The sequence below is a fragment of the Embleya sp. NPDC059237 genome, from assembly GCF_042754105.1.
Lineage (GTDB): Bacteria > Actinomycetota > Actinomycetes > Streptomycetales > Streptomycetaceae > Embleya.
The window spans coordinates 60190-85356 of sequence record NZ_JBHZAE010000022.1; the positions used below are offsets into that span (position 1 = coordinate 60190).

At 72.1% G+C, this 25167-nt stretch carries 28 protein-coding genes; 11 read left to right on the plus strand and 17 right to left on the minus strand.

What is annotated here, in order from left to right:
• The first annotated feature begins 94 nt into the window (after window positions 1-94).
• The 5 genes from ACFXKZ_RS44225 (at window position 95) to ACFXKZ_RS44245 (ending at window position 5436) form a co-directional block, all read left to right on the plus strand.
• Window positions 95-892, plus strand: coding sequence for an acetoacetate decarboxylase family protein (locus ACFXKZ_RS44225; protein WP_380011140.1), 798 nt, complete (start codon window positions 95-97; stop codon window positions 890-892).
• Window positions 893-950: 58 nt separating this feature from the next.
• On the plus strand, window positions 951-1841 hold the full coding sequence (locus ACFXKZ_RS44230) for an SDR family NAD(P)-dependent oxidoreductase (RefSeq protein WP_380011143.1): 891 nt from the start codon (window positions 951-953) through the stop codon (window positions 1839-1841).
• A gap of 6 nt (window positions 1842-1847) precedes the next feature.
• Window positions 1848-3176: an amidohydrolase family protein gene (locus ACFXKZ_RS44235; protein WP_380011146.1), complete on the plus strand. Its 1329-nt coding sequence runs from the start codon at window positions 1848-1850 to the stop codon at window positions 3174-3176.
• Between the two features lie 6 nt (window positions 3177-3182).
• Window positions 3183-4469: an amidohydrolase family protein gene (locus ACFXKZ_RS44240; protein WP_380011149.1), complete on the plus strand. Its 1287-nt coding sequence runs from the start codon at window positions 3183-3185 to the stop codon at window positions 4467-4469.
• A gap of 163 nt (window positions 4470-4632) precedes the next feature.
• Window positions 4633-5436, plus strand: a complete 804-nt coding sequence (locus ACFXKZ_RS44245; protein ID WP_380011152.1) for an SAM-dependent methyltransferase — start codon at window positions 4633-4635, stop codon at window positions 5434-5436.
• On the opposite strand, the gene ACFXKZ_RS44250 is transcribed toward ACFXKZ_RS44245, so the two are convergent.
• The 4 genes from ACFXKZ_RS44250 to ACFXKZ_RS44265 form a co-directional block, all read right to left on the minus strand.
• Window positions 5406-5843: a nuclear transport factor 2 family protein gene (locus tag ACFXKZ_RS44250; RefSeq protein WP_380011155.1), complete on the minus strand. Its 438-nt coding sequence runs from the start codon at window positions 5841-5843 to the stop codon at window positions 5406-5408. The two genes, ACFXKZ_RS44245 and ACFXKZ_RS44250, sit on opposite strands and share 31 nt — an antisense overlap.
• Before the next feature lie 100 nt (window positions 5844-5943).
• The gene (locus ACFXKZ_RS44255) at window positions 5944-7221 is read right to left on the minus strand and encodes an MFS transporter (RefSeq protein WP_380011158.1); all 1278 of its coding nucleotides are present in this window, start codon (window positions 7219-7221) and stop codon (window positions 5944-5946) included.
• Between the two features lie 63 nt (window positions 7222-7284).
• Window positions 7285-8019, minus strand: coding sequence for a hypothetical protein (locus ACFXKZ_RS44260; RefSeq protein WP_380011161.1), 735 nt, complete (start codon window positions 8017-8019; stop codon window positions 7285-7287).
• A 262-nt stretch (window positions 8020-8281) separates the two neighbouring features.
• Window positions 8282-8857, minus strand: a complete 576-nt coding sequence (locus ACFXKZ_RS44265; RefSeq protein ID WP_380011164.1) for a TetR/AcrR family transcriptional regulator — start codon at window positions 8855-8857, stop codon at window positions 8282-8284.
• 100 nt (window positions 8858-8957) lie between these two features.
• Between ACFXKZ_RS44265 and ACFXKZ_RS44270 the strand changes: the two genes are divergently transcribed.
• A complete protein-coding gene (locus ACFXKZ_RS44270) occupies window positions 8958-9875 on the plus strand; it encodes a zinc-binding dehydrogenase (protein WP_380011167.1) in 918 nt (305 codons plus the stop codon).
• A gap of 36 nt (window positions 9876-9911) precedes the next feature.
• Here the strand turns inward: ACFXKZ_RS44270 and ACFXKZ_RS44275 are convergent, their stop codons facing one another.
• Both ACFXKZ_RS44275 and ACFXKZ_RS44280 read right to left on the minus strand, forming a co-directional pair.
• Entirely contained in the window at window positions 9912-11546 is a 1635-nt protein-coding gene (locus ACFXKZ_RS44275; protein WP_380011170.1) for a protein kinase, read from the minus strand.
• Entirely contained in the window at window positions 11543-12223 is a 681-nt protein-coding gene (locus tag ACFXKZ_RS44280; protein WP_380011173.1) for a hypothetical protein, read from the minus strand. Before ACFXKZ_RS44280 ends, ACFXKZ_RS44275 begins: the two co-directional genes overlap by 4 nt.
• 341 nt (window positions 12224-12564) lie before the next feature.
• On the opposite strand from ACFXKZ_RS44280, the gene ACFXKZ_RS44285 reads away from it, so the two are divergent.
• Complete coding sequence (locus tag ACFXKZ_RS44285; RefSeq protein WP_380011176.1) at window positions 12565-13368, plus strand: SURF1 family protein; 804 nt, start codon at window positions 12565-12567, stop codon at window positions 13366-13368.
• Window positions 13369-13386: 18 nt separating this feature from the next.
• Here ACFXKZ_RS44285 and ACFXKZ_RS44290 read toward each other — a convergent pair whose 3' ends face one another.
• The gene (locus ACFXKZ_RS44290; RefSeq protein WP_380011179.1) at window positions 13387-14145 is read right to left on the minus strand and encodes an NAD-dependent deacetylase; all 759 of its coding nucleotides are present in this window, start codon (window positions 14143-14145) and stop codon (window positions 13387-13389) included.
• Between the two features lie 82 nt (window positions 14146-14227).
• Between ACFXKZ_RS44290 and ACFXKZ_RS44295 the strand changes: the two genes are divergently transcribed.
• A complete protein-coding gene (locus tag ACFXKZ_RS44295; RefSeq protein ID WP_380011182.1) occupies window positions 14228-14989 on the plus strand; it encodes an SDR family oxidoreductase in 762 nt (253 codons plus the stop codon).
• Window positions 14990-15594: 605 nt separating this feature from the next.
• Here ACFXKZ_RS44295 and ACFXKZ_RS44300 read toward each other — a convergent pair.
• From ACFXKZ_RS44300 to ACFXKZ_RS44325, 6 genes are all read right to left on the minus strand, one after another.
• Window positions 15595-16230, minus strand: coding sequence for a hypothetical protein (locus tag ACFXKZ_RS44300; RefSeq protein ID WP_380011185.1), 636 nt, complete (start codon window positions 16228-16230; stop codon window positions 15595-15597).
• A 4-nt stretch (window positions 16231-16234) separates the two neighbouring features.
• Window positions 16235-16852 (minus strand): DUF6286 domain-containing protein, encoded by a 618-nt coding sequence (locus ACFXKZ_RS44305; RefSeq protein WP_380011188.1) that lies wholly within the window; start codon window positions 16850-16852, stop codon window positions 16235-16237.
• A complete protein-coding gene (locus ACFXKZ_RS44310; RefSeq protein WP_126641336.1) occupies window positions 16849-17205 on the minus strand; it encodes an Asp23/Gls24 family envelope stress response protein in 357 nt (118 codons plus the stop codon). Before ACFXKZ_RS44310 ends, ACFXKZ_RS44305 begins: the two co-directional genes overlap by 4 nt.
• The gene (locus ACFXKZ_RS44315) at window positions 17205-17387 is read right to left on the minus strand and encodes a hypothetical protein (RefSeq protein WP_078977717.1); all 183 of its coding nucleotides are present in this window, start codon (window positions 17385-17387) and stop codon (window positions 17205-17207) included. Before ACFXKZ_RS44315 ends, ACFXKZ_RS44310 begins: the two co-directional genes overlap by 1 nt.
• A 126-nt stretch (window positions 17388-17513) precedes the next feature.
• On the minus strand, window positions 17514-17792 hold the full coding sequence (locus ACFXKZ_RS44320) for a hypothetical protein (RefSeq protein WP_380011192.1): 279 nt from the start codon (window positions 17790-17792) through the stop codon (window positions 17514-17516).
• Complete coding sequence (locus ACFXKZ_RS44325; RefSeq protein ID WP_380011195.1) at window positions 17789-18280, minus strand: Asp23/Gls24 family envelope stress response protein; 492 nt, start codon at window positions 18278-18280, stop codon at window positions 17789-17791. The genes ACFXKZ_RS44320 and ACFXKZ_RS44325 overlap by 4 nt, the downstream gene beginning before the upstream one ends.
• Window positions 18281-18572: 292 nt before the next feature.
• Between ACFXKZ_RS44325 and ACFXKZ_RS44330 the strand changes: the two genes are divergently transcribed.
• From ACFXKZ_RS44330 to ACFXKZ_RS44340, 3 genes are read left to right on the plus strand one after another with little or no spacing between them, the layout of a single operon-like run.
• Entirely contained in the window at window positions 18573-19127 is a 555-nt protein-coding gene (locus ACFXKZ_RS44330) for an RNA polymerase sigma factor (RefSeq protein WP_078977714.1), read from the plus strand.
• On the plus strand, window positions 19118-19876 hold the full coding sequence (locus tag ACFXKZ_RS44335) for an Asp23/Gls24 family envelope stress response protein (RefSeq protein ID WP_380011198.1): 759 nt from the start codon (window positions 19118-19120) through the stop codon (window positions 19874-19876). The genes ACFXKZ_RS44330 and ACFXKZ_RS44335 overlap by 10 nt, the downstream gene beginning before the upstream one ends.
• Window positions 19873-20217, plus strand: coding sequence for an Asp23/Gls24 family envelope stress response protein (locus ACFXKZ_RS44340; protein WP_380011201.1), 345 nt, complete (start codon window positions 19873-19875; stop codon window positions 20215-20217). Before ACFXKZ_RS44335 ends, ACFXKZ_RS44340 begins: the two co-directional genes overlap by 4 nt.
• Window positions 20218-20230: 13 nt before the next feature.
• On the opposite strand, the gene ACFXKZ_RS44345 is transcribed toward ACFXKZ_RS44340, so the two are convergent.
• From ACFXKZ_RS44345 to ACFXKZ_RS44360, 4 genes are all read right to left on the minus strand, one after another.
• Window positions 20231-21460 (minus strand): FAD-dependent monooxygenase, encoded by a 1230-nt coding sequence (locus tag ACFXKZ_RS44345; protein WP_380011204.1) that lies wholly within the window; start codon window positions 21458-21460, stop codon window positions 20231-20233.
• A 68-nt stretch (window positions 21461-21528) separates the two neighbouring features.
• Window positions 21529-23430, minus strand: a complete 1902-nt coding sequence (locus ACFXKZ_RS44350; protein WP_380011207.1) for an ABC transporter ATP-binding protein — start codon at window positions 23428-23430, stop codon at window positions 21529-21531.
• 236 nt (window positions 23431-23666) lie between these two features.
• Window positions 23667-24416 (minus strand): enoyl-CoA hydratase/isomerase family protein, encoded by a 750-nt coding sequence (locus ACFXKZ_RS44355; protein ID WP_380011456.1) that lies wholly within the window; start codon window positions 24414-24416, stop codon window positions 23667-23669.
• A 244-nt stretch (window positions 24417-24660) separates the two neighbouring features.
• On the minus strand, window positions 24661-24894 hold the full coding sequence (locus ACFXKZ_RS44360; RefSeq protein WP_020553538.1) for a helix-turn-helix domain-containing protein: 234 nt from the start codon (window positions 24892-24894) through the stop codon (window positions 24661-24663).
• Between the last annotated feature and the right edge of the window lie 273 nt (window positions 24895-25167).

The window sequence follows — 25167 nt, forward strand, 5'->3', positions numbered from 1 at the left end:
ACGACCCGCGCGCAGCCCTCGCACGAGCACCCGAGCACCGAGCACAGGCGCAAGCACACGCACGAGCACGGCACGAGCGGAAGAGGTGAGGTACGTGGCACGCATTCGGTACGGCGCCCGGCCGGCGGAGGCGCTGAAGAAGTCCTCCCGGGAACGGTCCAGCCTTCCGGAGATCTGGTCCACCGGCGTGATGGCGATCTGGGAGACCGACCCCGAGGTGATCGCGGCCGTACTGCCGCCGCCGCTGGTGCCCGCCGACCGGCCGCTGGTCCGGGCGAACATCTCCGGCTGCGACATCAACGGCTACCCGCTCGGCGCGGGCGCGATCGCGGTGCGCTGCAAGCACGGCGACATCGAGGGCGACTACACGCTGACCATGCCGATGACCACCGAGCGTGCCGTGATCGGCGGCCGGGAGGTGTTCGGCGAGCCGAAGAAGCTGGCCGACGTCAAGGTCGAGCGCGACGGCGACTCCGTCGTGGCCACCGTGAACCGGATGGGCGTCACCTACATCGAGGTCCGCGGCACGGTCGGCGAGGAACTGCCGCTGCCCGAGCCCCGGCAGACGCTCAGCTTCTACTACAAGTTCCTGCCCGCCGTGGACGGCGACGGCTTCGACGCAGACCCGCTCCTGGTCCACGTCACCCGCAACGAGCGCACCCGCAGCGCACACACCGTGACCGGCGAGGTGATCCTGCGCGACTCGGACTTCGATCCCGTCGCCGACCTTCCGGTCCGCAGGCTGATCTCGATCACCCTCAGCGAGCGCACCTCCGACCAGCAGGGTTTCGTCGCCGAGCGGGTCAAGGCCGACCTGGTGCTGCCGTACATCCACCAGCGCTACGACGACGTGCAGCAGATCACCGACGACCCGCCGCCCGCCACGAAGTAGCACGCCGCAGACACGGCAACGGCAGCGACGACAAACAGACGACAAGGGAACGGGACACATGCTGCAGGAATTCGACGGCAGAGTCGCCGTCGTCACCGGCGCCGCGAGCGGCATCGGGCTCGCGATGGCCGAACGGTTCGCCGCCGAGGGCATGAAGGTCGTGCTCGGCGACATCGAACAGGGCGCGCTGGACAAGGCGGTCGCGCGGATCACCGATGCGGGCGGACAGGCGTTCGGACACGTGGTGGACGTGTCGGTGCGCGAATCCGTATTCGCGCTGGCCGACGCCGCGTTCGAACACTTCGGCGCGGTGGACGTGTTGTGCAACAACGCGGGAATCGGGTCCGGCTCCGAGGGCAAGATGTGGGAGCACGACCCCAAGGACTGGGACTGGTGCTTCGCCGTCAACGTGTTCGGCGTCTTCAACGGCATCCAGGCGTTCGTCCCGAGGATGCTCGCGCAGGACACCCCCGGGCACATCGTCAACACCTCCTCCGGCGACGGCGGCATCGCCCCGCTGCCGAACGCTTCGGTATACGCCACCACCAAGGCCGCCGTGGTCACCATGACCGAGGCGCTGTACGCGCAACTGGGCCAGGTACGCGCCAAGTTGGGCGCGTCCGTGCTGTTCCCGGGACCGAAGATGTTGCGTACCGGCCTGTGGGAGTCGTACCGCAACCGGCCCGAGCGCTTCGCCAAGTCGGTACCGCGCAAGACTCCCTACAACACGCTCGACGCGTGGGAGAAGGCGATGCGCGACGCGGGGCGGGAGATCGAGTTCACCCCGGTCGAGTCGGTCGCTGCCGACGTGCTCGACGGCATCCGGGAGAACCGGTTCTGGATCCTGCCCGCGAGCGAGCACAGCGACGCCCAGATCACCGCACGGTCGCGCAGCATGCTCGACCGCAGCAACCCCTCGTACCTCGAGACCTTCGTCCTGGACAAGTGAGCGACGATGACTGAGCAAGCGACGACCGAACTCACCACTCCCTACACGATCATCTCCTCGGACACCCACGCCGGCCTGCCCACGGAGCTGTATCGCGACTACCTCGCCACGAAGCACCACGCGGCGTTCGACCAATTCATGTCCGAGCGCGAGGCGCAGCTCAAGGCGATCACCGATCTGGGCGTGCGCAACGAGGACTTCGCGGCGAACTGGTTCGAGACCAACGAGGAGGTGCTGCGCAGCGGTTGGGAAGTGGACCGGCGCGACCTGGAGTTGGACAAGGACGGCGTGGTCGGCGAGGTGATCTTCCCGGACGCCGACGCGGTCGAGTCGCGTACGTGTGTGCCGTTCGGCGCGGGCCTGGGCCTGTCCGGTGACCTGGATCCCGAACTGGGCCTGGCCGGCGCGCAGGCGCACAACCGCTGGCTGGCCGAGTTGTGCAAGACCAGCCCGGAGCGGCGGCGCGGGGTCGCGCTGATCCCGATCACCGCGGCTTTGGACGACGTACTCAAGGAGATCCGCCGGATCAAGGCCGACGGCCTGGGCGCGGTGATGATCCCGGCGATGTGGATGAACCAGACGCCGTACCACGACCGCAGGTACGACCCGGTGTGGGCGCTGTGCGAGGAGCTGGAGCTGCCGGTGGTCACCCACTCGGGTCCGGCCGACCGCGAGGCGTACGGGAACCACCTGGGCATCTACGTCACCGAGGTCACCTGGTGGCCGTCCCGGCCGCTGTGGTTCCTGCTGTGGTCCGGCGTGTTCGAGCGGTTCCCGAGGTTGCGGTTCGGGGTGACCGAGGCGGGCTGCTGGTGGGTGGGCAACCTGCTGTGGTTCACCGACCGGCTGCTGCTCGGCTCGCGCGGCGCGGCCAAGTTGGCCGGGTTCGAGGAGATCAAGCTGCTCCCGAGCGAGTACTTCGACCGCAACTGCTTCATCGGCGCCTCGAACACCAAGCGCCGCGAGATCGGCATGCGCTACGAGATCGGCATCGGCAACATCTGCTGGGGTAACGATTTCCCGCATCCGGAAGGCACCTGGCCGGAGACGCTGAACATCCTGCGCAAGACGTTCTCCGACGTGCCGATCGCCGAGACGCGCGTGATGCTCGGCGAGGCGGTCGCGGATGTGTACGGCTTCGACCTGGCCGCGCTGAAGCCGCACGCCGAGCGGGTCGGGGTCACCCCCGCGACACTCGGCCAGGTGAACGCGGACGGTTCGGCGAAGGACCTGACGACCAAGTGGGCCGCCGCCGCCGAGATCGGCCGGCACTGGCTCACCGGACACGACACGGGCGCCGCGATCAACCCGAACGCGCCGGCCCAGGAGGTCTGATCCCCGATGACCGAGCGCACCACCCCGCCCGCCGTCCCGGGCGGCCCCCCGTTCACCGACCTGCCCGAGCGATACACGGTGATCTCGGCCGACTGCCACGGCGGCGGCGAGATCCACGGCTATCGCGACTACCTGCCGGCCCGTCTGCACGCCGAGTTCGACGCGTGGGTGGCCGGCTACGAGATCCCGTACCCGGACCTGAAGGGCGATCTGGGTCCGCGCAACTGGGACTCCGATCGACGGCTGCGCGACCTGGAGGCGGACGGGGTGGTCGCGGAGGTGATCTTCCCGAACACCGTGCCGCCGTTCTTCCCCAAGCCGTCGCTGACCGACCAGCCGCCCGCCGCGAACGCCGGTGACCTGGCGCTGCGTTGGGAGGGGCTGAAGGCGCACAACCGTTGGATGGTCGACTTCTGCGCGGCGGCTCCCGGACGCCGCGCGGGCATCGTCCAGATCATGCTGCACGACATCCCGGCGGCGGTGGAGGAGATCCGCTGGGCCAAGGAGGCGGGGCTCACCGGCGGCGTGCTGCTGCCCGGCACCCCGCCCGGCTCCGGCCTGGTGCCGATGTTCGACTACGCGCACTACGAGCCGCTGTGGCGGGTGTGCGAGGAGTTGGGCATGCCGCTCAACCACCACACCGGCTCGGCGGCGCCGCCGGCCGGGGACACCGACGTGGACAAGGTGGTGTTCCTGACCGAGGTGTCCTGGTGGGCGCACCGCGCGTTCACCCACCTGGTGGTCTCCGGCGCGATGGACCGCCACCCCGATCTCCAGTTCGTCTTCACCGAGCAGGGCACCGCCTGGATCCCGGAGGAGACCCGGCGGCTGGACTACTACTGGCACCGGATGAGCACCGCGGTCGGCTCCCAGGAGTACGAGTGGGGCAGCGAACTGGTCGGCCGGATGGCGCTCAAGCCCAGCGAGTACTGGGCCCGGCAGTGCCACGTCGGGGCCAGCTTCCAGCGTCCCGCCGAGGCCAAGCTGCGCTACCAGGTGGGCGTGGACCGGGTCATGTGGGGCAGCGACTACCCGCACAAGGAGGCCAGCCACCCGTTCAGCCGCGAGGCGCTCCAGCTCACTTACAACGGCATCGACCCGGTCGAGGTCGCGGCCATGGTCGGCGGCAACGCGGCGAAGCTGTACGGCTTCGACCTCGACGCGCTGGCCCCGATCGCGGCCCGGGTGGGCCCGAGGGTCGAGCAGGTCTGGGCACCGCTCGCGCCGGAGGACATCCCGGTCGGCGCGGACAAGTGCCCGGCGTTCGTCGGGGTGACCGGCGTCAAGCCGTAGGGCCGGTCGAGCCGGGTCGGCGCCGGCCGAGCCTGTCGGTGGCGGGAGTGGAACCCTCGTTCCGCTCCCGCCACCGGGGGTGTGACGCCTTGCACAGGGCTTCGTACCGGCGGGCGGGCGATTTTTCCGGTGAATCGTGTCGGCACGGCTTAGAGTCCGAGCCATGACTCGACCGGACTGGGCTCCAGAGCACATCGACATCACGCGCGCCAGCGTCGCCCGCGTCTACGACTACGCGCTCGGCGGCGCGCACAACTTCGCGGTCGACCGCGAGGCCGCGGAGCTGGTCACCCAGGCGATGCCCGAGTTGCGCGACGTGCTGCGCGGAAACCGGGTCTTCCTCACCCGCGCCGTCCACCACCTGTTGGACCTGGGCATCCGGCAGTTCCTCGATCTGGGCTCGGGCATCCCGACCGTGGGCAACGTGCACGAGATCGCACACAAGGCCGACCCGGACGCGCGTGTGGTGTACGTGGACAACGACCCGGTCGCGGTCGCGCACAGCCAACTGCTGCTCGCGGACAACCCGAACGCGACCGTGGTGGGCGCCGACCTGACCGATCCGGCCAAGGTGATCGACTCGCCCGAGGTGCGCAAGCTGATCGACTTCTCCCAGCCGGTCGGCGTGCTGATCGTGTCGGTGCTGCACTTCCTGCCGGACGAGGCGGACCCCGTCGGCGTGGTGCGCCAGTACATGGACGCCACCGTCCCCGGCAGCCACCTGGCCCTGTCCCACGCGCACCGCAGCGAGGAGCGCCCGGCCGGGATGGACCGCGCGCTCAGCGAGTACTCGTCCAACGTGCAGCAGATGCACGCCCGTTCGCATGACGGGATCCTGGCCATCTTCGGCGGACTGGAACTGCTGCCCGCCCGCCTGGTTCCGGTCGACGTGTGGGGCCCCGAGGGCCCGCTCGGCGACCCGGCGGTGAAGCTGCCTCAGCTGGCGGGCGTCGCGGTCAAGGCCTGAGCGGCCGGCACCGGGTTGTAGAACTCGCGCTGCCCGACCACCAGACCGTCCCGAAAGGTCAGCACCGCGATGTAGGTGTTGGCGTAGGGCCGGTCCGTGGTCCGGGCCCGACCCGTCCCGGTGAACTCGACGATCACGGTGTCCGGGTCCACGCAGTCGTGGACCCGGGTCACCGTCAGGCTCAGCTCGAAGACGCCGAGCGCGATGGCGAGGTAGGTCTCCACCGCGGCCCGGCCCTCGATCCGCACCGGCGGCGCGGCGTAGGGGAATTCGAGCACGACGTCGGGGTGGTAGCAGGCCACCTGGGCGGCGCGGTCGCCGGCGCCGACGGCGGCGAGCAGCCGTTCGGCGACGCGGGTGTGGTGCGCGCGGCGTGCCTCGGCCGGTTCGGTCGAATGCGTGGTCATGGCCGCACCCTGGCGCAGATCGGCCCGCGATGGAAGATCGCCTCCGCGTGGGATCAGGCCGCGGCGGGTTCGCACCGCGCGGGTTCACGCGGTGGCCGGTTCACGCTGCGGCGGGTTCACCGTCCGTGACGGGCACCACGTTCGTCTCGGGCAGCAGGAGCAGGCAGGTCGCGCTCACCGTCGCCGCGCCCGCCAGATAGGCCGCGACGCCCCACGGTGTGCTGTCCCCGCGGGCCAGTTCGGTGGCCACCATCGGGGTCAGCGCGCCGCCGAGCACCCCGCCCAGGTTGTACGCGGTGGACGCGCCGGTACACCGCACCCGCGGCTCGAACAGCTCGGACAGGTACGCCCCGACCACCGAGAACATCGCCATGAACGCGACCAGCGTGCCCAGGCATCCCAGGGTCATCCACATCGGCTCGCCGGTGGCCAGCAGGCCGAGCATCGGGAACGCCCACAGGCCCATCCCCGCGCAGCCCACCAGGCACATCGGCTTGCGCCCGTACCGATCGCCCACCACGGCGAACAGCGGGGTGACCAGGGCCATCCCGGACACCGCGATCATGATGCAGGCCAGCATCGTGGTGCGGCCCACCGTCGGCCGGTCGTCGGCGTACTGCAGGGACCACGTGGTGGTCAGGTAGAAGCCCACGTAGCCGCAGGCCAGCGCCCCCGCGGCGAGCAGGACCAGGCGCCAGTGCCCGCGCAGGACCTCGACGACCGGACTCGCCGAGGTCTCGTTGCCGGCCACCAGCGCCCGAAACGCGGGCGTCTCCTCGACCGAGGCGCGCAGCAGCAGCCCGCCGGTCGCAAGCACCCCGGCGAACAGGAACGGCACCCGCCAGCCCCACGCGTGGAACTGCGCGTCGGTCAGCGACCCGGACAGGATCAACATCAGCCCGTTGGCGAGCAGGAACCCGATCGAGGGGCCGGCCTGGGGAATCCCGGCCCACAACGCCCGCCGCCCCGGCGGTGCGTGCTCGGCGGCCAGCAACACCGCGCCGCCCCACTCGCCGCCCACGCCGAAGCCCTGGCAGAACCGGAACACCACCAGCAGGATCGGCGCGGCCACGCCGATCCGCTCGTAGGTCGGCAGCAGCCCGACCAGCACGGTGGCCACACCGGTCAGGACGAGCGACACCACCAGGACCGGCCGCCGCCCGCGCCGATCGCCCAGGCGCCCGAACACCACCGCACCCAGCGGGCGCGCGACGAACCCGACCGCGTAGGTCGCGAACGCGGCGAGGGTGCCGGCGATCGGCGAGAAGCCGGGAAAGAACAGCGGCCCGAGCACCAGGGCGGCGGCGGTGCCGTAGACGAAGAAGTCGTAGAACTCGATCGCGGTACCGACGAAGGACGCCGCCGCGATCCGGACCATGGAGACATTTCGAGTCACACCCCGCCCAACGACCGGGTGGGGACGTGGTCACCCACGCGGCGGTCACCCGTCCGGCGCGGTCTGGCGAGCCTTTCCGGAGGAGTCGCGTTGTACAGGAGTTCGCGCCTCGCCGAGATCGGCGAGCCACGGCGCGCCCGCGTCGTCGCCCACGTGGCCGAGGGACCAGGCCGGGTTCTGGCACATCGCGGTTTGCACGATCTGGGTGCCCGGCAGGGTGATCGGCCAGCACAGCAGGTGTCCGGCCAGCCACCAGAACTTGCCGAGCACCGCCACCGAGAGATCGTCCTCGCCCGGCGGCCGATCACGGTACTCGTGCCGATACCAGGTGCGCACCACCTGCGGCCAGCTCTGCTCGGCGATCACCGTGCCGTCCCGATCGCGCAGCGGCCCGTTGCGGAACTGCACGTCCCGCGCGATCCGATGGGTCACCCGCAGGCCCAGCGCGCGGCGCACCGGGGTGAGCAGGATCGTCACACCACCGCACACCGACCACGTGAGCATCGACGGCCACAGGCCGAAGACCAGGAACAACACCGCACCGGCAACACCCAGCGGCAGCCCCACCGCCCGCGCCGCGACCGGTTCCGCGTAGACCTTCAGCGGCGTGATCGGGACCCGGAAGACCGTGTCGGGCGTGGTGCCGTAGCGCGACTCGTCGAAGTCGAGCGCGCGCGCCCGACGATAGGTCCGGGTCTGGAACCAGGGCAGCGCCAGAGACGACACCGCGCCGGCCACACCGACCACAAACCAGGGCAGGGACACATCGTGAAGCTCCATCGCCACGTCACCCCTCCGCGCGTCGATGTCTCCACGGTCGCCCATGACGGCCCGCTACGGAAGACCACGATGTCGGACAAGTGGCAGAAAATATGCCCCACCCCCGCGCGCGTCGGACGATCACCGTGCAGCCGCTCGACGCCGGCGGGATGTGGGCGATGCCGGCCGATCGCGCGCGAGCCGTCGCGCCGCCGGGCCGGTCCTACCCCTGAACCGCCCTACCGCCGTGGGGCGTCGAGCGCGATCGGTGGTGTGGCGCCCCTCAGGCCCGGCGCAGCAGTGCCATGGCCAGCGCCTGGACGGAGCGGGTGAAATGGCGGGGGTCGTCGGGTGGGGTGGTATGGCGGATCAGGTCGCCGTCGAAGAGCGCGAGTACGGCGTGGGCCAGGAAGTCGGCGTCGAGGTCGGGGCGGCCGTCGGTGAACAGGGCGGCGAGGTGGTGGTGCCAGAACCGGTAGCTGGGATCGCCGTACCGGTCCTCGGCGCAGGCCTGTCCGTGTGCCGACAGCAGGGTGGCGTTGCCCTCGGCGATCGCGCCGAGCCCGTCGAGGAAGGCGAGCATGCGCTCCGGTGCGGGCGCGCCCGGTCCCAGCGGCGGGGGGCCGTTCCCGACCGCGTCGCGCAACTCTCGGGACCGCTCCTCCAGTAGCGCCTGCAACAGCCCGGCGCGGTTGCCGAAGCGCCGGAACACGGTGCCCTTCCCGACTCCGGCCAGCGCGGCGACCCGGTCGAGCGACACGTGGTCCCCGCCGCCCTCGGCCAAGAGCCGCTCGGTCGCGCGCAGCACGGCACGGCGGTTACGCGCCGCGTCGGCGCGCTCGGCGCGCTGTTCGCTCATCGGCATCTCCCGGCTGGACGGACCGTCGGTCCGCATATTAGCGTGGAGATAAGCGGACCGACGGTCCGTGTAATCCACGACTTCTGGGGGACTCATGGTCATGCGCGCGCTCGTCGTCGATCCCGACGCTTCGGGATCACTGCGTCTCGGGTCGGCCCCGGAGCCCCACCCCGCACCACACCAACTGGTCATCGCCGTCCGGCACATCTCGCTCAACCGCGGCGAAGTGGCGTTCGCCGGACGCCTTCCGGCCGGGACCGTGCACGGCTACGACGCCGCCGGTGTCGTCATACGGGCCGCCGCGGACGGCACCGGGCCGGCCGTGGGCGCCGAGGTCGCCGCGTTCGGCGCCGGCGCCTGGGCCGAGCGCATGGTCGTGGACACCACCGCCGTGGCCGAGCTGCCGGCCGGGGTCGACCTCGCCGACGCCGCCGCGCTGCCGATGGCCGGCATCACCGCGCTGCGCACCCTGCGCACCCGCTCCGTTCTGGGCCGACGGGTACTGGTCACCGGCGCGGCCGGCGGCGTCGGCCGCTACGCGGTCCAACTCGCGGCCCTGGGCGGCGCCCACGTGATCGCCTCGGTCGGATCGCCGACCCGCGCCGCCGGCCTGGCCGAACTGGGCGCGCACCAGGTCGTGGTCGGCCTCGCCGGCATCGACCGACCGGTGGACCTCGTCCTCGACACCGTCGGCGGCCCGCAGCTGGTCGCGGCCTGGGACCTGCTCGCGCCGGGCGGGAGTGTGCAGAACATCGGCTGGGCCTGCGACGAACCGGCGGTGTTCGCGCCGTACTCGCTGTTCTCCATCGGGCCGGCCAAGACCATGAGCACATTCGGCGACGTTCACGACGTCGGCCCGGACCTGGCGACGCTCCTGGACTTCGTGGCGGCGGGCCGGCTCGCCCCGGAGGTGGACCGGCGCGATTCCTGGGAGCGGGTCGCCGAAGCCGCCCGGGCCCTCCTCGACCGGCGCATCGCGGGCAAGGTGGTCCTCGACGTGGAGCCGACCGCCGCCTGACCCGTCGCGGCGGCTCGGCGGCGGCTCGACAACGGCTCAGCGGCGCCGATACCCCGAGGCGCCGTGGATCCGGGCCAGGTGTTGCCGCAACGTGGCCACACGCGGGTGTTGCGGGCCCAACCGGTGCTCCTGTTCGGCGAGCAGCGGGACCAGCACACTCTCCGACCGGTACGGGTCGCCCAGCGCGGCGAGCAGCAGCCCGATGCGCTCGCGCAGGTCGAAGCCCTGGTACACGTCGGCGTCCGGGACCCGGCGGTGCAGGTCGAGCAGGCGCCGGTACTCGCCGAGCGCGGCGGGCAGTTCGCCCAACTCCTCCAGGCACGCGGCGACCTGCCTGCCGTACTCCATCGCCTCCGCGTCGGCCGGCCCACCCGTGGCCGCGAACACGCTCGCGATGTACCGCAGTTCCGGCAGCGCGCGGCGGAACTGCCGGTCCGCGAGCAGCGTGTCGGCGAGCGCCTGGCGCAGGCCCAGGACGAGCGGATCGTGCTCACCATGCCGGGCGACGGCCACCGGCAGCGCGGCGCCGAGCACATCCACGGCCTGGGTCAGCGCACCCTCGCCGAGCAGCCGGTTGGCCTCGTCGAGCGCACTGCCCACATCCGGTGTGGGCGGCGCCGCCGAGGGCACCGCGGCCCAGGCCGGATCCGTCCTGGGCGCGTACGCGGCCGGCCCCGCGCTCATCCCCCACGACGCGGCCGGCGCGGCCGGGGTCGGCGCGTGCACCGGCGCGGGCACCCCCGGCAGCGGTTGCGGCGCCGCCGGGAAGCGCAGCGGCCGGGTCGGGTCCATCGGCGCGGTCGGGGCCGGCGCCGCGCTCGCGTCGCCCGTGGGCGCGGGCAGCAGCGGGGCCAGCCGCCGATACACCTCCTGCGCGTTCGCCGGCCGCTGATCGGGCTGCTTGCCGAGCAGGTCCAGGACCAGCCGATCCAGGCCGGCGGGCAGCCCCGGCCGCCGTGCGCTCGGCGGTTCGGGTGCGGTGTTCAGGTGCCCCAGCATCACCGAGGCCATCGTCGGCCCGGCGAACGGCGCGCGGCCGACCAGCATTTCGTACAGCAGGCAGCCCAGCGCGTACAGGTCGGTGCGCGGCTCGACGATGCCGTTCATCTGTTCGGGCGCCATGTACGCGGGCGACCCCGGCATCGCGCCGGTCGTGGTGAGCTTGGTCGACTCCGGATCGAGCACCGCGGCCACGCCCAGGTCGAGCACCTTGACCGTGCCGTCGCGCCGCACCATCACGTTGCGCGGCTTCAGGTCGCGGTGCACCACCGGCACCGCGTGCACCGCGGCCAGCACCGAACAGATCTGCGCGGCCACCGCGACCGCCCACTCCCACGGCAGCGGCCGGTGCTCGGCGATCAGGTCGGCCAGGTCGCAACCGTCGAGCAGTTGCATCACCAGGTACAACTCGCCCGCGTCCGCGCCGCCGTCGAACACGGTGACCAGACCGGGGTGGTCGATGCCGGCGGTGACCCGGCACTCGCGCAGGAAGCGGCGTTCCATCGCGCCGCGCTCGCCGCCGGTGTCCACGAGGTCCGTGCGCAGGAGTTTGACCGCGACCCGGCGCTGGAGGGTGCGGTCGTACGCCTTCCAGACCTGGCCCATGCCGCCTCGGCCGATCGCCGCGGACAGCTCGTAGCGGTCCGCGATCACCCGGCCCGGCGCACTCATCGAGGCCCGCCGGGGTTGCCGCCGTCCTGTTCGCGCAGCCGTTCGCTGAGCCCTTGGAGCCGGGCCCGGGCCCGGGCGGCGGGATCGTCGACGGCGGGCGGCGGCCCGGCCACGGGCGGCGCGACCGGCGGGGGCGCGACCGGCGCGATGTGCGGGCGTACCGCCGGCCCGGGGTGGGGGTAGCCCGGCAGCACCGGTCGCGGCAACGGCTGCGACACCGGTTGCGGCGGGAGGCCCACCCCCGCGTGCGCCCCCGCCCAGGGCGCGTATCCGGCCTGCCGCGGCGGCAGTTGCCCCCGCATCGCCCGCGCCCACCGGGCCGACCGCACACACCACCAGACCGGCATGGCCACCATCAGCACGAGCAGCATGATCGCCCCGACGTCGTCCAGGATCGTCTGCGGCGCGGGTCCGCCCACCGCCTCGCGCGCGGCCTTCTCGTCCTCGGTCTCGCTGCCCACGATCAGACAGACGAAGGCCAGGATCAGGAACACCACGCTGAGCGTGAGGACCACCCAGTCCCAGCGCCGACGGGTGCGAACTCCCGCCACCAGCGGGGCGATCCACCCCAGCATGCCGATCGAGGCGAACGCGACGACGGCGATCCCGATGAGTCCGACCCAGTGACCGGCGGTGCCGCGTCGCCCGGGCACGGGATCGCGCGAGGGACCTTCCATGCTGTGTGACTCCCGAGGCTGGATGTCTCCCGAGCCGGCGGCGCGATGCCGCGTCCGCACCGTGGCCCGTCGGGGCCTGCGGGCGAGGCTTCCGGAGACGGCGTGCGGGCAGCCTATCGGCGGGGACCCCCGGCCGGCGGCCGACCCGGACACCCCGCCCGTTTCGTCGCCGACCCTGCGCCGGGCGACGCACATGACGCGACAGGGCAACGCACACGACGCGACGGCACGACGCGCCGAGACCACACGACGCGCCGACGCGCCCCGAGCAAGACGGAAACCGCGACCCCGACCCCCACCCGGCGAAACGCGGCGCGCACGACGAGGGGTACCGTGCCGGTGTGTACCGCTTCCTGCTCACCCCGCGCTGGATCGCGATGGCGCTGCTCGTCGCCGTGCTGATCCCCATCATGGTCGAGCTCGGCTTCTGGCAGTTCCACCGGCACGAGAACAAGGTCGCGCACAACGACCTGATCAGTGCCAACATCGACCGCAAGCCGGCGCCCGCCGAGGAGATCCTCGCGGTGGGGCGCAAGCTGCCGGGCGATCTCCAGTGGCGCCGGGTCACGCTGACCGGCAGGTACGACACCGACCACGAACTGCTCGTGCGCAACCGGTCCCAGGACGGCGTGCCCGGCTACTACGTGCTCACCCCGCTGGTCGGCGCCGACGGGCGCACCCTCCTGGTCGACCGCGGCTGGGTGAAGAACCCGCCGCAGGCCGCCGACCGACCCGACGTACCGCCGGCGCCGACCGGCCAGGTCACGGTGACCGGCCGGCTGCGCCCGGACGAGACCCGCAAGGACTCCGGCATTCGCGGCCAGACGGCGATCGAGGGCCAGGTGTTGCGGATCTCCGGCTTCGAACTGGGCCCGAAGGTGCCGCACCCGCTGTTCGGCGGCTACGTCGAACTGACCGAGCAGACCCCGATGCCGGCCAGGGCCCCCGCGCTGATCCCGGAGCCGGACGACGAGGACCTGGGCCCGCACCTGGCCTACGCGGTGCAGTGGTGGATCTTCGCGTTCGCGCTGCTCGCGATGTTCGTCAAGCTGATCCGGAGCGAGGCCCGGGAGCTGGAGGCCGAACTGGCCGCGCTCGACGAGGCCGACCCGGCGGACGAGCACGAGGAAGCCGCGAAGGTCTGACCCCGGCTCCCCCGTCGCTCACAACCCCTCGACCAGCTCCGGCAACACCTCGCCGATCGGCTCCCGGATCACCGCGTCGGCGATCGAGTCGTAGGGCGTCTCCCCCGCGTTGACGATCACCAGGCGGGCCCCCGAATCCCGCGCCACCCGGCACAACGACGCGGCCGGCTCCACCTGGAGCGAGGTGCCGACGGCCAGGAACAGATCACCGATCTGCGCGGCGATCGCGGCCCGCTCCAGCACCCCGTGGTCGAGCCCCTGGCCGAACATGATCGTCGCGGTCTTCTGGATCCCGCCGCACTGCAGGCAGCGCGGGTCGTCCTCGCCCATCTCGACCCGCTCCAGGGCGGCGTCCAGCGTGGTGCGCGTGTCGCAGTCGGTGCACAGGACGTAGAACATCGTGCCGTGCAGCTCGATGATCTTCTCCGGGGAAGTGCCGGCCCGCCGGTGCAGCCCGTCCACGTTCTGCGTGATCAACGCGTTGAGCCGACCGGCCCGTTCCAGCGCGACCAGCGCGGCGTGTCCCGCGTTCGGCCCGGCCAGTCGCGCGGGGTTGTCCCGCCGCAGCAGCCACGAGCGACGGCGGATGTCCTCGTCGGCCATGTAGTAGCCGTAGGTGACCAACTTCTCGGCGTCGGGATCCTTGGTCCACACGCCCTGCGGCCCCCGGTAGTCGGGGATCCCGGAGTCGGTCGAGATGCCCGCTCCGGTCAGCACGGTGACGCCGTCCTCGGCCGCCGCGATCCACTTCCGCACGAGGTCGATCTGTTCGGTCATGGCACCGAGGGTAGCGACCCGGCCGAAGCGACGGCCTGTCATTTACCGGGCTCCGGGGCCGGTAGCGGGCAGGATGGGTGGCATGGATCTTGGACTTCGCGATCGTGTGTATCTGGTCACCGGCGGCACCCGCGGCCTCGGCTTCGCCACCGCCCGAGCGCTGGTGGACGACGGCGCCCGGGTGGTGGTCTCCGGGCGGGACGAAAAGCGCGCGGCGGAGGCCGTGGCCGCGCTGGGCGGTCCCGAGCGGGCGCTGGGCATCGCCGCCGACAACGGGGACAGCGGCACGGCCGAACGCCTCGTCGCCGCCGCGCTGGCCCGCTTCGAGCGGCTGGACGGCGCACTGGTGAGCGTGGGCGGCCCGCCGGCCGGCACGATCGGCGCGGTCGACGACGATCAGTGGCGGGAGTCGTTCGAGTCGGTCTTCCTGGGCGCGGTACGGCTGGCCCGGGCCACCTCGGCGGCGCTGCACGCGGGCGGCGCGATCGGCTTCGTGCTCTCCTCGTCGGCGCGTCAGCCGGTTCCCGGGCTTGGCATCTCCAACGGCCTGCGGCCCGGCCTGGCCGGGGTGGCCAAGTCCCTCGCCGACGAGCTGGGCCCGTGCGGCATCCGGGTGTTCGGCCTGCTGCCGGGCCGGATCGACACCGACCGGGTCCGCGAGCTGGACGACCTCAGCGGCGACGCGGAGGCCACCCGGGCCCGGCAGAGCGAGGCCATCCCGCTGGGCCGCTACGGCGCCCCGGAGGAGTTCGGCCGAGTGGCCGCCTTCGCCCTCTCCCCGGCGGCGTCCTACCTGAGCGGCCTGCTGATCCCGATCGACGGCGGCCTGGCCCGTTCGCTTTGACCCCGACCCCGACCCCGACCCCGGCCCGAGCCGACGCCGGGGCGTACACACCGGCCTGCGGCCCGTCGGTACGCGGCACGCCGCCCGGAGCAGCCCGCGGACCGGCGGCGGCGCCACCCCGGAGGCGGCGCCGCAAGCCGGGCGAGGCTCGCGGGCCGAAGACGGCGCACGAGCCGACCCGGCGCGTGGGCCCGGCCCTGAGCGGCGCGCAAACCGAACGACGCGCATAGCCGGAAGCCCGCGCACAAGCCGAACGCGCCACGCAAGCCGAGAACAGCACACCGACCCAACGCGCCCACAGGCCCGAGACGCCACCCGAACCGACGCGCACCCGGATCCCGGCCACAGCCGAACGCGGCACACAAGCCGAGAACAGCACACCGACCCAACGCGCCCGCAGACCCGAGTCGCCACCCCGAACCGACACCACACCCGGATCCCGACCGCGCAACCGAACGCGGCACACGAGCCGAAAATGGCACATCGGCCAGAGGCAGCCCGCATCAGCCGAAGGCAGCCGCATCAGCCGGACGCAGCCGGCGAGTCGGAGGCCGTCCGAGAGCCGAGGTGCGGGCCGGGGGTGACGTTCCCGGCCCGTGCCCCGGTCAGTCCAGGTGTCGCTTCGGCAGCCCTCGGCTGGTCCGCAGCGTGAGCACCGTGGGCAGCGTCTCCAGGCCCACCGCCTCGCGCGCGTTGGGCAACACCCGGTCGCGCACCGCGCCGAGCAGTTCGCGCGGTTCGGCCCCCGGCTCGGCCCGGACCAGCACCTGCAACGTGGGCCCGTGCCGCCGGCGCACCAGATGCGCGGTGACGTGCTCCACGCCCGTCACGTAGGCCAGGTCGTCCTCGATCGCGTCGGCCAGCGCGTTGCCCGAGACGGTCAGCGTGTCCGCCTCGTCGCCGACCATGCCGAACCCGGTGCCGAGCCCCGACGGGCCCTCGCCGGCGTGGTCGCTCGTGTCTTGCACCCGCACCGACCGCACCGGACGCCGCCCCACCTGGGCCAGCAGCCACCACAGCGCGAGCACCAGGATCAGCCCCGGCACTCCGAAGGCGACCCACCACCACCAGCCGTGGTCGGTCAGCCGCTCGGCCTGACTCGCGGTGATGAACGGCTTGTCCGCGGTGTGCAGCAGGTCGGGGTACCAGCCCCGACCGCGCGCGGCGACGGCGAGCCCGCCGACGATCAGGACCAGCCCGGCCAGGAACAGCAGGATCCGGTTGCAGACCGTGCGCATCATCGCCTCACCTCCCGCTCACGGGCTGAAGGCGCAGGTCCACGCGTGGCACCCGGGCCAGCGTGAGCGCGTTCGCGCGTTCCTCCAGGCGTTCGATCAACTCGTCGTGCAGATCGTCCGGATCACGGAAGTGGTAGTCCACCCGCAGTACCGCCTTGCGCCGCCCCATCCGCACCCGCGCGTCCAACACGCCCGAGGAGGCCAGCGCGGTGTGCCGCAGGAACGAGGCGGCGGTACGCCGGGTCATGTAGACGGTCATCCCGCCGCCGGGCGAGCGCAGTCGCAGCAGCGCACGCCGTCCGGGGGTGAGCGCGAGCACGATCAGCCACAGGCCCACCGCGGCGGCGATCGCCCCGGCGGCGATGGTCCAGCCGTCGCGCCACACGTGCGTCTGGGCCCGCTCCAACAGGTCCCGCGACCAGCGCGGCGCCCGATCGATCCGGGCCGTCACGCCGATGTACAGCGCGGTGCCCGCGATGCCGCCCACGACCAGCGCCACCAGCGCGGCCGGCAGCCCCCGCGTCGACCAGGCCCGGCGCACCTTCGCGCCGTCGCCCCAGTCGTCGTCGGCCGCCAGGGCCGTCGAGCCGTCGGCCTGCGCCTCCGGCGAAGCCTCCAGGCTCACTGCACTCTCCTCTTGCCGTGCCCCCCACGGGTCAACCGGGCCACCGTCACGTCCACCCGCACCACGGGCATCCCGGTCAGGTACTCCACGTCGGCGCGCACCCGTTGCCGGATGGTCCGGGCGATCTCGACCACCGGGCCGGGATAGGGCACGTCCACGTCGAGGTTCACCGTCGCGTGGTCGTGGTGCATCGTGGCGCCCGCCCTCGGGGCGCGCAGCACGGTGTCCGGGGCGGCCTCGGTGGTGGCCTCACGCGCCGCGCGCGCGGCGATCTTCTCCACCACCCGTCCGCCGATCTGCAGTACTCCGCGGTGCGCGGCCGGCGCCAGGCCCTCCGCCGGTACCGCGCGCATCAGCGGCGCCGATTGCGCGAGCTGAACAGCTCACCGAGATCCAGGTCGCCGTCCAGGAAGCGGCCGACCAGGAAGCCGACCACCCCGAGGGCGGCGACCAGGAGAAAGGCCCCGAACCCGCCCAGCGCGGCGGCCAGGCCGAGGGCCATGCCGACCAACAGGCCGACCATGGGTGTAGTCATTGGCGAACGACTCCTCACTGAACCGACCATTGGTTGTTGCCGAGTTGCCGACCCCTGTCGGGCCGAATGCCGCGGAGGTGTCCTGCCGCGGAGCTGTCCGGAATCCATCGGTGCCGCGCCGGCCCGCTACTCGACACGCGGGTTGTTGCGCCGCCGATGGCGCTCCGTCAACTGCCGCCAGAGCCGGCCCGGCAAGCGGCCGCGGCGGTAGACCGTAGTCTCCGCCGCGGCCCCCGAACGGATCGGCGCGGGTGGTCCCGCCGCGTCGATCAGCGCCCTGAAACGTTCGAGTCCGGCGACGAACTCCGCCGGGTCACCCCCACGATCGGGGTGACTCGTGCGGATGAATTCCCGGTATTCGCGCAGCAGTTGTCGCCGCTCGTCGTCGCCGGGCGCACGCGTCACTGAAGCTGGCGCTCCTTGGAGTCGTCGCCGTCGTAGTCGATGTGGATGTCGTCCACCGCGATGTTGACTTCGACCACCTCGAGCGCGGTCATCCGCTCGACGGAGTCGATGACATTCTCCCGGACGGCCTGCGCCAATTCGGCGATGGGCACGCCGTAATCCACGACGATGTTGAGATCCACGGCACACTGCCGCTCGCCCACCTCGACGCTGACGCCCTGGGCCACGTTGGGCTTGCCCCCCGGAATGCGCTGACGCACCGCGCCGAACGCCCGGGCCGCGCCGCCGCCGAGCGCGTACACGCCCGGGATCTGCCGGGCCGCGATGCCCGCGATCTTGGCCACCACGCCGTCCGCGATCGACGTGCGTCCCTTGTCGGTGGCCAGCTTGACGACCTCCGTGGAACGAGCGCCGTTGCCCACCGAACGCTCTTCGTCCTTCTGGAGCGCCTGCGTGCCGGTCTTGCCCTGGGTCGTTGTGTCCGCCATCGGCGCACTTCCTTCCTCGACTGGCTGCGAATGCCCGAAACCCTGCGACCGGAACCCCACTCGGTCCCGCCTGTCATCGGTGCCCCTTGCCGGGTTCACCACACCTGTACGACACACACACCGGGCGAACGTCACGCGTCGATCGGAGGATGTTTCGCGGAATCCGACGCTATCTCGCCGGGGCGGTCGCGGGCACGTACCCAACGCGCGGCCCGCCGTTCGGGTGGCGGTTCTCGTCTTGCGCCCCCGGGCGCAGTACCGTTCGCCGGGTTGGGACGAGGAGGGAAAGCCGATGGCCGACGAGGCCGAGCTCGACGAGGGCACCCTGGTGGTGCGCGCTCGAGAGGGTGACGCCGAGGCATTCGAGGTGCTGATGCGTCGGCACGGGCGATCCCTGTACACGCTCGCGCTGCGCATCCTGGGCAGCGCCGGCGACGCGGAGGACGCGGTACAGGAGGCGTTCATCAGCGCGTGGCGCCGACTGCCCGGGTTCCGCGCCGACTCGTCGTTCCTGACCTGGATGTATCGCATCGTCACCAACCGCGCCCTGAACATCGCCCGGACCCGGCGACCCACGGTCGGCCTGGACCAGGTACCCGATCGGGCGATAGAGCAGATGGCGGACAATCCGGAGCGACGGGCGGAGGGATCGGCGGCACTGAAGGCGCTCCAGGAGGCGATGACCACACTGACCGAGGAGCAGCGGGCCTGCTGGGTACTGCGCGAGATGCACGGCCAGAGCTACGACGAGATCGCGGCGGCCGTGGGGATCGGGACGAACGCGGTGCGGGGCAGGATCTTCCGAGCACGACAGACCCTGGCGGAGGCGATGCGACCGTGGACGTGACCGACGAGACGGGCGACGCCCCTGACGCGCTGCGGCTGCCGTCCGCGGCGGAACTGCTCGCGGGGACCCGCGGGGCGTCGCCGGGCCCGGGCTCGGGCCTCGGCGCCGACCCGGACTCGGGCTCGATCCCGGACCCGGACCCGGACTCGGGCTTCGGCGAGCCGGCGGACTTCGACCCGGACGAGGAGCTGCTGCCCTGCGGGCGCGAACCGGAGTCGGTGCTCGAACACGCCGCCGCGGACGCGCTGGACGAGCACGAGCGCTCGTGTCCGGAGTGCCAGGCGGTGCTGCGCGACCATTCGGTGCTCGATCAGGTCACCCGCGAGTGGGCCGAGTTGCCGGTCCCGGTGCCGGATGATCTGGGCACTCGGGTGATGCGCCTGGTCCGGGCCGAGTTGCACACCGGTCGGCTGCTCCCGTTGGGCGAACCGGACGAGCAGTTGATGCTGACCGAGACCGCCGCGGCGCGCACGCTGCGCGCGGCGGCCGACGCCGAGCCCGGCGTGCAGGCCCGCAGTTGCCGGATCCGGCCGTTCGAGAACCGGGCGGGGGCGGCGGTGCCGGGTCCGGTGACGGTGCGGTTGTCGGTCGGCGTGCCGTACGGCGAGCCGATCCACGCGCTGGCCGATCGGCTGCGCGAGCGGGTGCGCCGGGCCGCGATGGAGCGACTGGGGCTGGAAGTGGCGAAGGTGGACGTGGACGTGGTGGGCCTGGAACCGGCCGCCGACGCTCGGGAGGGGAACCGATGAGGCAGCCGGCGCAGCGCGCGTCCCGCGAGATGTCCGTCCTGGCCCGGACCACCGCCGGCGGCGCGGCGCTGGCCGTCCCCGGCGTGGTGGACCTGCAACCGGGTCTGCTCGACGCGGTCGCCCAGGTCTCGGGCGGCCTGCTCCCGGGCCGGGTCCCGGGGGTGACCACGCGCGTGCTCGACGGAGTGCTGCACGTGGACGTGCAGTTCCGCGCCGCGGCCGACCACCGCGTCCTGGACGTGGCTCGCGCGGTGCGCACGGCGGTCACCGCGGAGGTGCGCGAGCGCACGGGCCGGCAACGTGTGGTGGTACACGTCCTGGTCACCGACGCGGGGGCGTGAAGCAGGCCCTCGCTCAGACCTTCGCCAGGCCGTACGACGGCCGCTTGTTCAGTGCCGCCGGGTCGTGTCCGGGCAGGTGGCCGTAGGCGCCGATGATGCCGCCGATCTCCTCGGTGGCGGTCAGCGGCCCGGTCGCGTCCTCGGCGCGCGGCACCCGGCCGTGGCCGATCAGTTGCAGCCACTTGTTCAGCGGCAGCCGGGCCCGCTCGTACATCTCCAGCGCCTCGACCGGGTCCCGGTACGAGCCCAGCGAGCGGGCCAGCACCCGCGCGTCGACGATCGACTCGGACGCGCCGCCGAGCACGTACGGGTACAACGGGTGGGCCGCGTCGCCGAGCAGGGTGACCCGGCCGAACGACCACTGGTCCAGGGGCGGTCGGGTCACCAGCGGATAGCCGGACGCCTCGGTGGGCGACCTGACCATGGCCCCGATGTCGGCCCCGGCGATGCTCCAGCCGCGGAAGACCCGGGCCAGCCGGCGCAGGTCCGCCGGGCCGTTCCAGCCGGTGTCGCCGAGTTCGCCCGCCGACTGCCGATCGGGCAGCTCCGCGAGCCAGTTGGTGAGCGTGTACCCGTCACGGGGATCGATCGGCTTGATCGGGTGCGCCATGAACCGCGCCTCGCCGTGCGCGGTCATGATCATGGTGTGCCCGTCGGCGAACGGCGCGCAGCGCGTGGTGCCGCGCATCAGGATGCGCGGCTGGGCGACCGGCGCGCTCTCGTCCGGCAACAACGTCGCGCGCGTCGCCGAGTTGATCCCGTCCGCGCCGATCAGCACGTCGGCCCGCTCCTGCCAGGGCCGCCCCTCGCCGTCCACGAAATACGCGGTCACCCCGTCGTCGTCCTGGTCGAACCCGGTCAGCCGGGACCCGGTACGCACCGCCGCGCGGCCGAGCCGCTGATACACCGCGCGCAGCAGCGCAACCTGCAACTCACCCCGGTGCACGGACAGATGCGGCCACAGGAAGCCCGCCCGCTGCCCGCGCGGGGCCAGTACCACCCGGGTCGCACGGCGGTCGGGGAAGGCCACCCCGGACAGCGGCACGCCCAGGTTGGCGATCGGATGGTAGAGGTCGAGTTCGACGAGTTCGCGCACCGCGTGGGGCAGGAGGCTGATCCCGAGCCCCAGGGGCCGGATTCTCAGTGCCGCGTCGATCACCGTCACCTCGGTGATGCCCGCGTCGTGCAGGCTGAGTGCCACAGCAAGACCACCTATGCCGCCGCCGGCGACGAGAACACGCACCCGGAAAGCCCCTCTTGCCAACCATTTGGAATATCACCACACTACCCGGCGCCCCGGGCTGCGGTCGGTCAACTCGCGAGCACCGCGGAATCGATCGGATCCTCTTCCCGGTCCCGGAACTGACGGTGATACAGATCCGCGTACAGACCGTCCCGGGCCAACAACTCGGCGTGCGTGCCGCGTTCGGCGATCCGGCCGTCGTCCACCACCAGGATCAGGTCCGCGTCGCGCACGGTGGACAGTCGGTGGGCGATCACCAGCGCGGTACGACCGACCAGGGCGGTGGCCAATGCGCGCTGCACGGCGGCCTCCGACTCCGAGTCCAGGTGCGCGGTGGCCTCGTCGAGCACCACCACACGCGGCGACTTGAGCAGCAGCCGGGCGATCGCCAGACGCTGCTTCTCCCCGCCGGACAACCGGTGTCCGCGCTCGCCCACCACCGTCTCCAGGCGGTCCGGCAGTCCCTCGACCAGGTCGCCGATGTTCGCCGCGTGCAGCGCCGCCCACAGTTCCTCGTCGCTCGCGTCCGGCTTGGCATAGCGCAGGTTGCCGCGGATCGTGTCGTGGAACATGTGCGAGTCCTGGGTCACCACGCCGACCGTGTCGCGCACCGAGGCCAGGGTGACGTCGCGCACATCGTGTCCGCCGATCCGTACCGTCCCCTCGGTCGCGTCGTAGAGCCGGCCGACCAGCGAGGTGATCGTGGTCTTGCCCGCGCCCGACGGTCCGACCAGGGCCACCAACTGACCCGGTTCGGCCCGGAACGACACGTCGTGCAACACCGGTTCGGAGCGCCGCCGATCGAGCACCGCGACACTCTCCAGCGAGGCCAGCGAAACCTCGTCGGCCCCCGGGTAGGCGAAGCCGACCGCGTCGAACTCCACCGTGGCCGCGTCCGCCGGCAGCGGCTTCGCGTCCGGCTTGTCGGCGATCATCGCGGGCAGGTCGAGGACTTCGAAGACCCGCTCGAAGCTGACCAGCGCGGTCATCACGTCCACCCGCACGTTGGCCAGCGCGGTCAGCGGCCCGTACAGCCGGCCGAGCAGCACGGTGAGCGCCACCAGGGTGCCCACGGTGAGCCGACCGTCCACCGCGAGATGCCCGCCGATCAGGTACACCAGCGCGGTCGCGAGCGAGGCGACCAGGGTGAGCGCGGTGGCGAACACCCGGTTCACCAACGCGATCCGGATGCCGATGTCGCGCACCCGCGCGGCCCGCCCGGAGAACAGCGCGTCCTCCTCCTCGGGCCGGCCGAAGATCTTGGCCAGCGTCGCGCCGGAGACATTGAACCGCTCGGTCATCACCGTCGACATCTCCGCGTTCAACTGCATCTGTTCGCGGGTCATCGCCTGCAACCGGCGGCCGATCCACTTGGCCGGCAGCAGGAACAGCGGCAGCAGCACCAGCGAGACCAGGGTGATCTGCCAGGCGAGGTAGAACATCGTCCCGGCCACCAGGACCAGGCTGACCAGATTGGACACCACGCCCGCCAGGGTCGAGGTGAACGCGCGCTGTGCGGAGAGCACGTCGTTGTTCAGGCGCGAGATCAGCGCGCCGGTCTGGGTCCGGGTGAAGAACGCGATCGGCTGGCGCTGCACGTGCGCGAACACCTTGCTGCGCAGCGCGTAGATCGAACCCTCGCCGATCCGCGCCGAATACCACCGCTCGGCCAGGCCGAACCCGGCGGCGAGCAGCGCGACGCCCGCCACCACGATCGCGAGCACGGTCACCAGGTGACCGTCGCCCTTCAGCACACCCTGGTCCACGATCCGCTGCGCGAGCAGCGGCGGCACGATGGTCAACACCGCGCCGATCACCACCAGGACCAGGTACGCGGTGATCTGCCGCGCGAACGGTCTCGCGAACTCGCCCACCCGGCGCACCGTGCCGGGCGCGAGTTTTCGCTCCACCACGGACGCGTCGCGCGTGTAGGAGCGCAGGTTCATCCCCATCGGGCCGCCGCCACTCATCCCGCCTCGTTCCCCGTACATCCCGTACGTGTCGCCTGCCCGAGCCGAATGCTCGAACAAATTCCTGAGTCAACCTCAGTACTTCGTACACGGGAACACCGACACGGGCACGCTTAGTCCCGGACCCGCGCCCGGCGCGTCGACCGCCGGCGGGCGGACATGTGGCGCACGTCTCACCGAAACGTGCCCGGCGGATCCCGAGGAAGCGGGTCGTGCCGGGATCCGCCGGGCCGGGTCTACTCCCCCATCCCCGCGAGGTCGCGCAGGCGACGGGCCTGTGCGGCGCGTTCGGCGGCGCGCTGTTCGTCGTAGCCACGCGTCGCGGCACCCGCGAGCAGGGCTTTCGTCTCGATCACCGCGTCGCGCGGTGCGGCGACGAGTGCCGCGATCAGGTCGCGTGCGGCACCGTCCAACTCCTCGCGCGGCACCGCGAGGGTGGCCAGTCCCATCGAGACCGCCTCATCGGCCCCCACCCAGCGGCCCGTAACGCAGATCTCCAGGGCCCGGGCATAGCCGACCAGGTCGGTCAGCGGCTTCGTCCCGGCCAGGTCCGGGACCAAACCGAGCGCGGTCTCGCGCATCGAGAACCGCGCGTCGTCGGCGCACACCCGCAGATCGCAGGCCAGCGCCAGTTGGAATCCGGCCCCCACGGCATGCCCCTGCACGGCGGCCACCGTGATCAGGTCCGGGCGTCGCCACCAGGTGAACGCCTCCTGGAACGAGGCGATGGTGGCGTCGAGTTCGTCGTCGCTCGCCCCGGCCAGCGTGGCGAGGTCCGATTCCCCCGGGATGCCCCCACCACCGGGGAACATCCGTCGATCCAGGCCCGCGGAGAACGAGACGCCCTCCGCGCGCAACAGCACGGCCCGGACATCACCGGGCAGATCGCGGCCGACGGCGGCGAGCGCGCGCCAGAGCGCGGGAGTCTGCGCGTTGCGCCGATCGGGGTTGGTGAGGCTCACCACCGCGAACGCACCTTCGATCACGACCGAAAGGCCCTGCCCTGCCGCGCTGTCGGCACCGCCGACCCCGCGACCGCTGTTGTCCGTGCCGCCCCTGTTGTCACTCGTGTTGCCACTCGTGTCGTCGTTCGAGCCGAGCTGATTCGCGCCCACGTCCACGGTCCCTCCCGTGTTCGGGTCGCTTCCGGCAAACGACCACGTGTCCGACGTTACCGGTCGGTCACATGGTCGTTCGACGGATGGTGCCGTACTGCCCCGGGACTCGGTCTCAGGCCGAGGACGACGCGGCGGTCTTGGCCTTGCCCCGTGTTGCCCCACCCCTGCCGCGGAGGGTCACTCCCGACTCGCTGAGCATCCGGTGCACGAAGCCGTAGGAACGGCCCGTCTCCTCCGCAAGGGCGCGGATGCTGGCACCGGAGTCGTACTTCTTCTTGAGGTCAGCCGCGAGCTGCTCGCGCGCGGCACCGGTCACCCGGCTGCCCTTCTTCAGAGTCTCGGCCACACGTGCCTCCTCATAGGAAGTGCGCTCTGGAATCCCATGATCACCCCTGGGGCATGGCAAGGCCAGTGATTCCACCAGGCCCGATGGCTTGATCATCGCGGCGCGTGGCCTCTTGCACACAAAGATCACCCGAGCGGAATCACGCCTTCCTTTGCCGAATGCTTGACCGAATCCTGTGTCCGCCGACAAAGGCGCTGGTCACCCATGAGATTCACGACCTTGCTCTGTGTCGCCGTCGCGCCTCGTGACCGGCGTCACGTACGGACCGGAAGG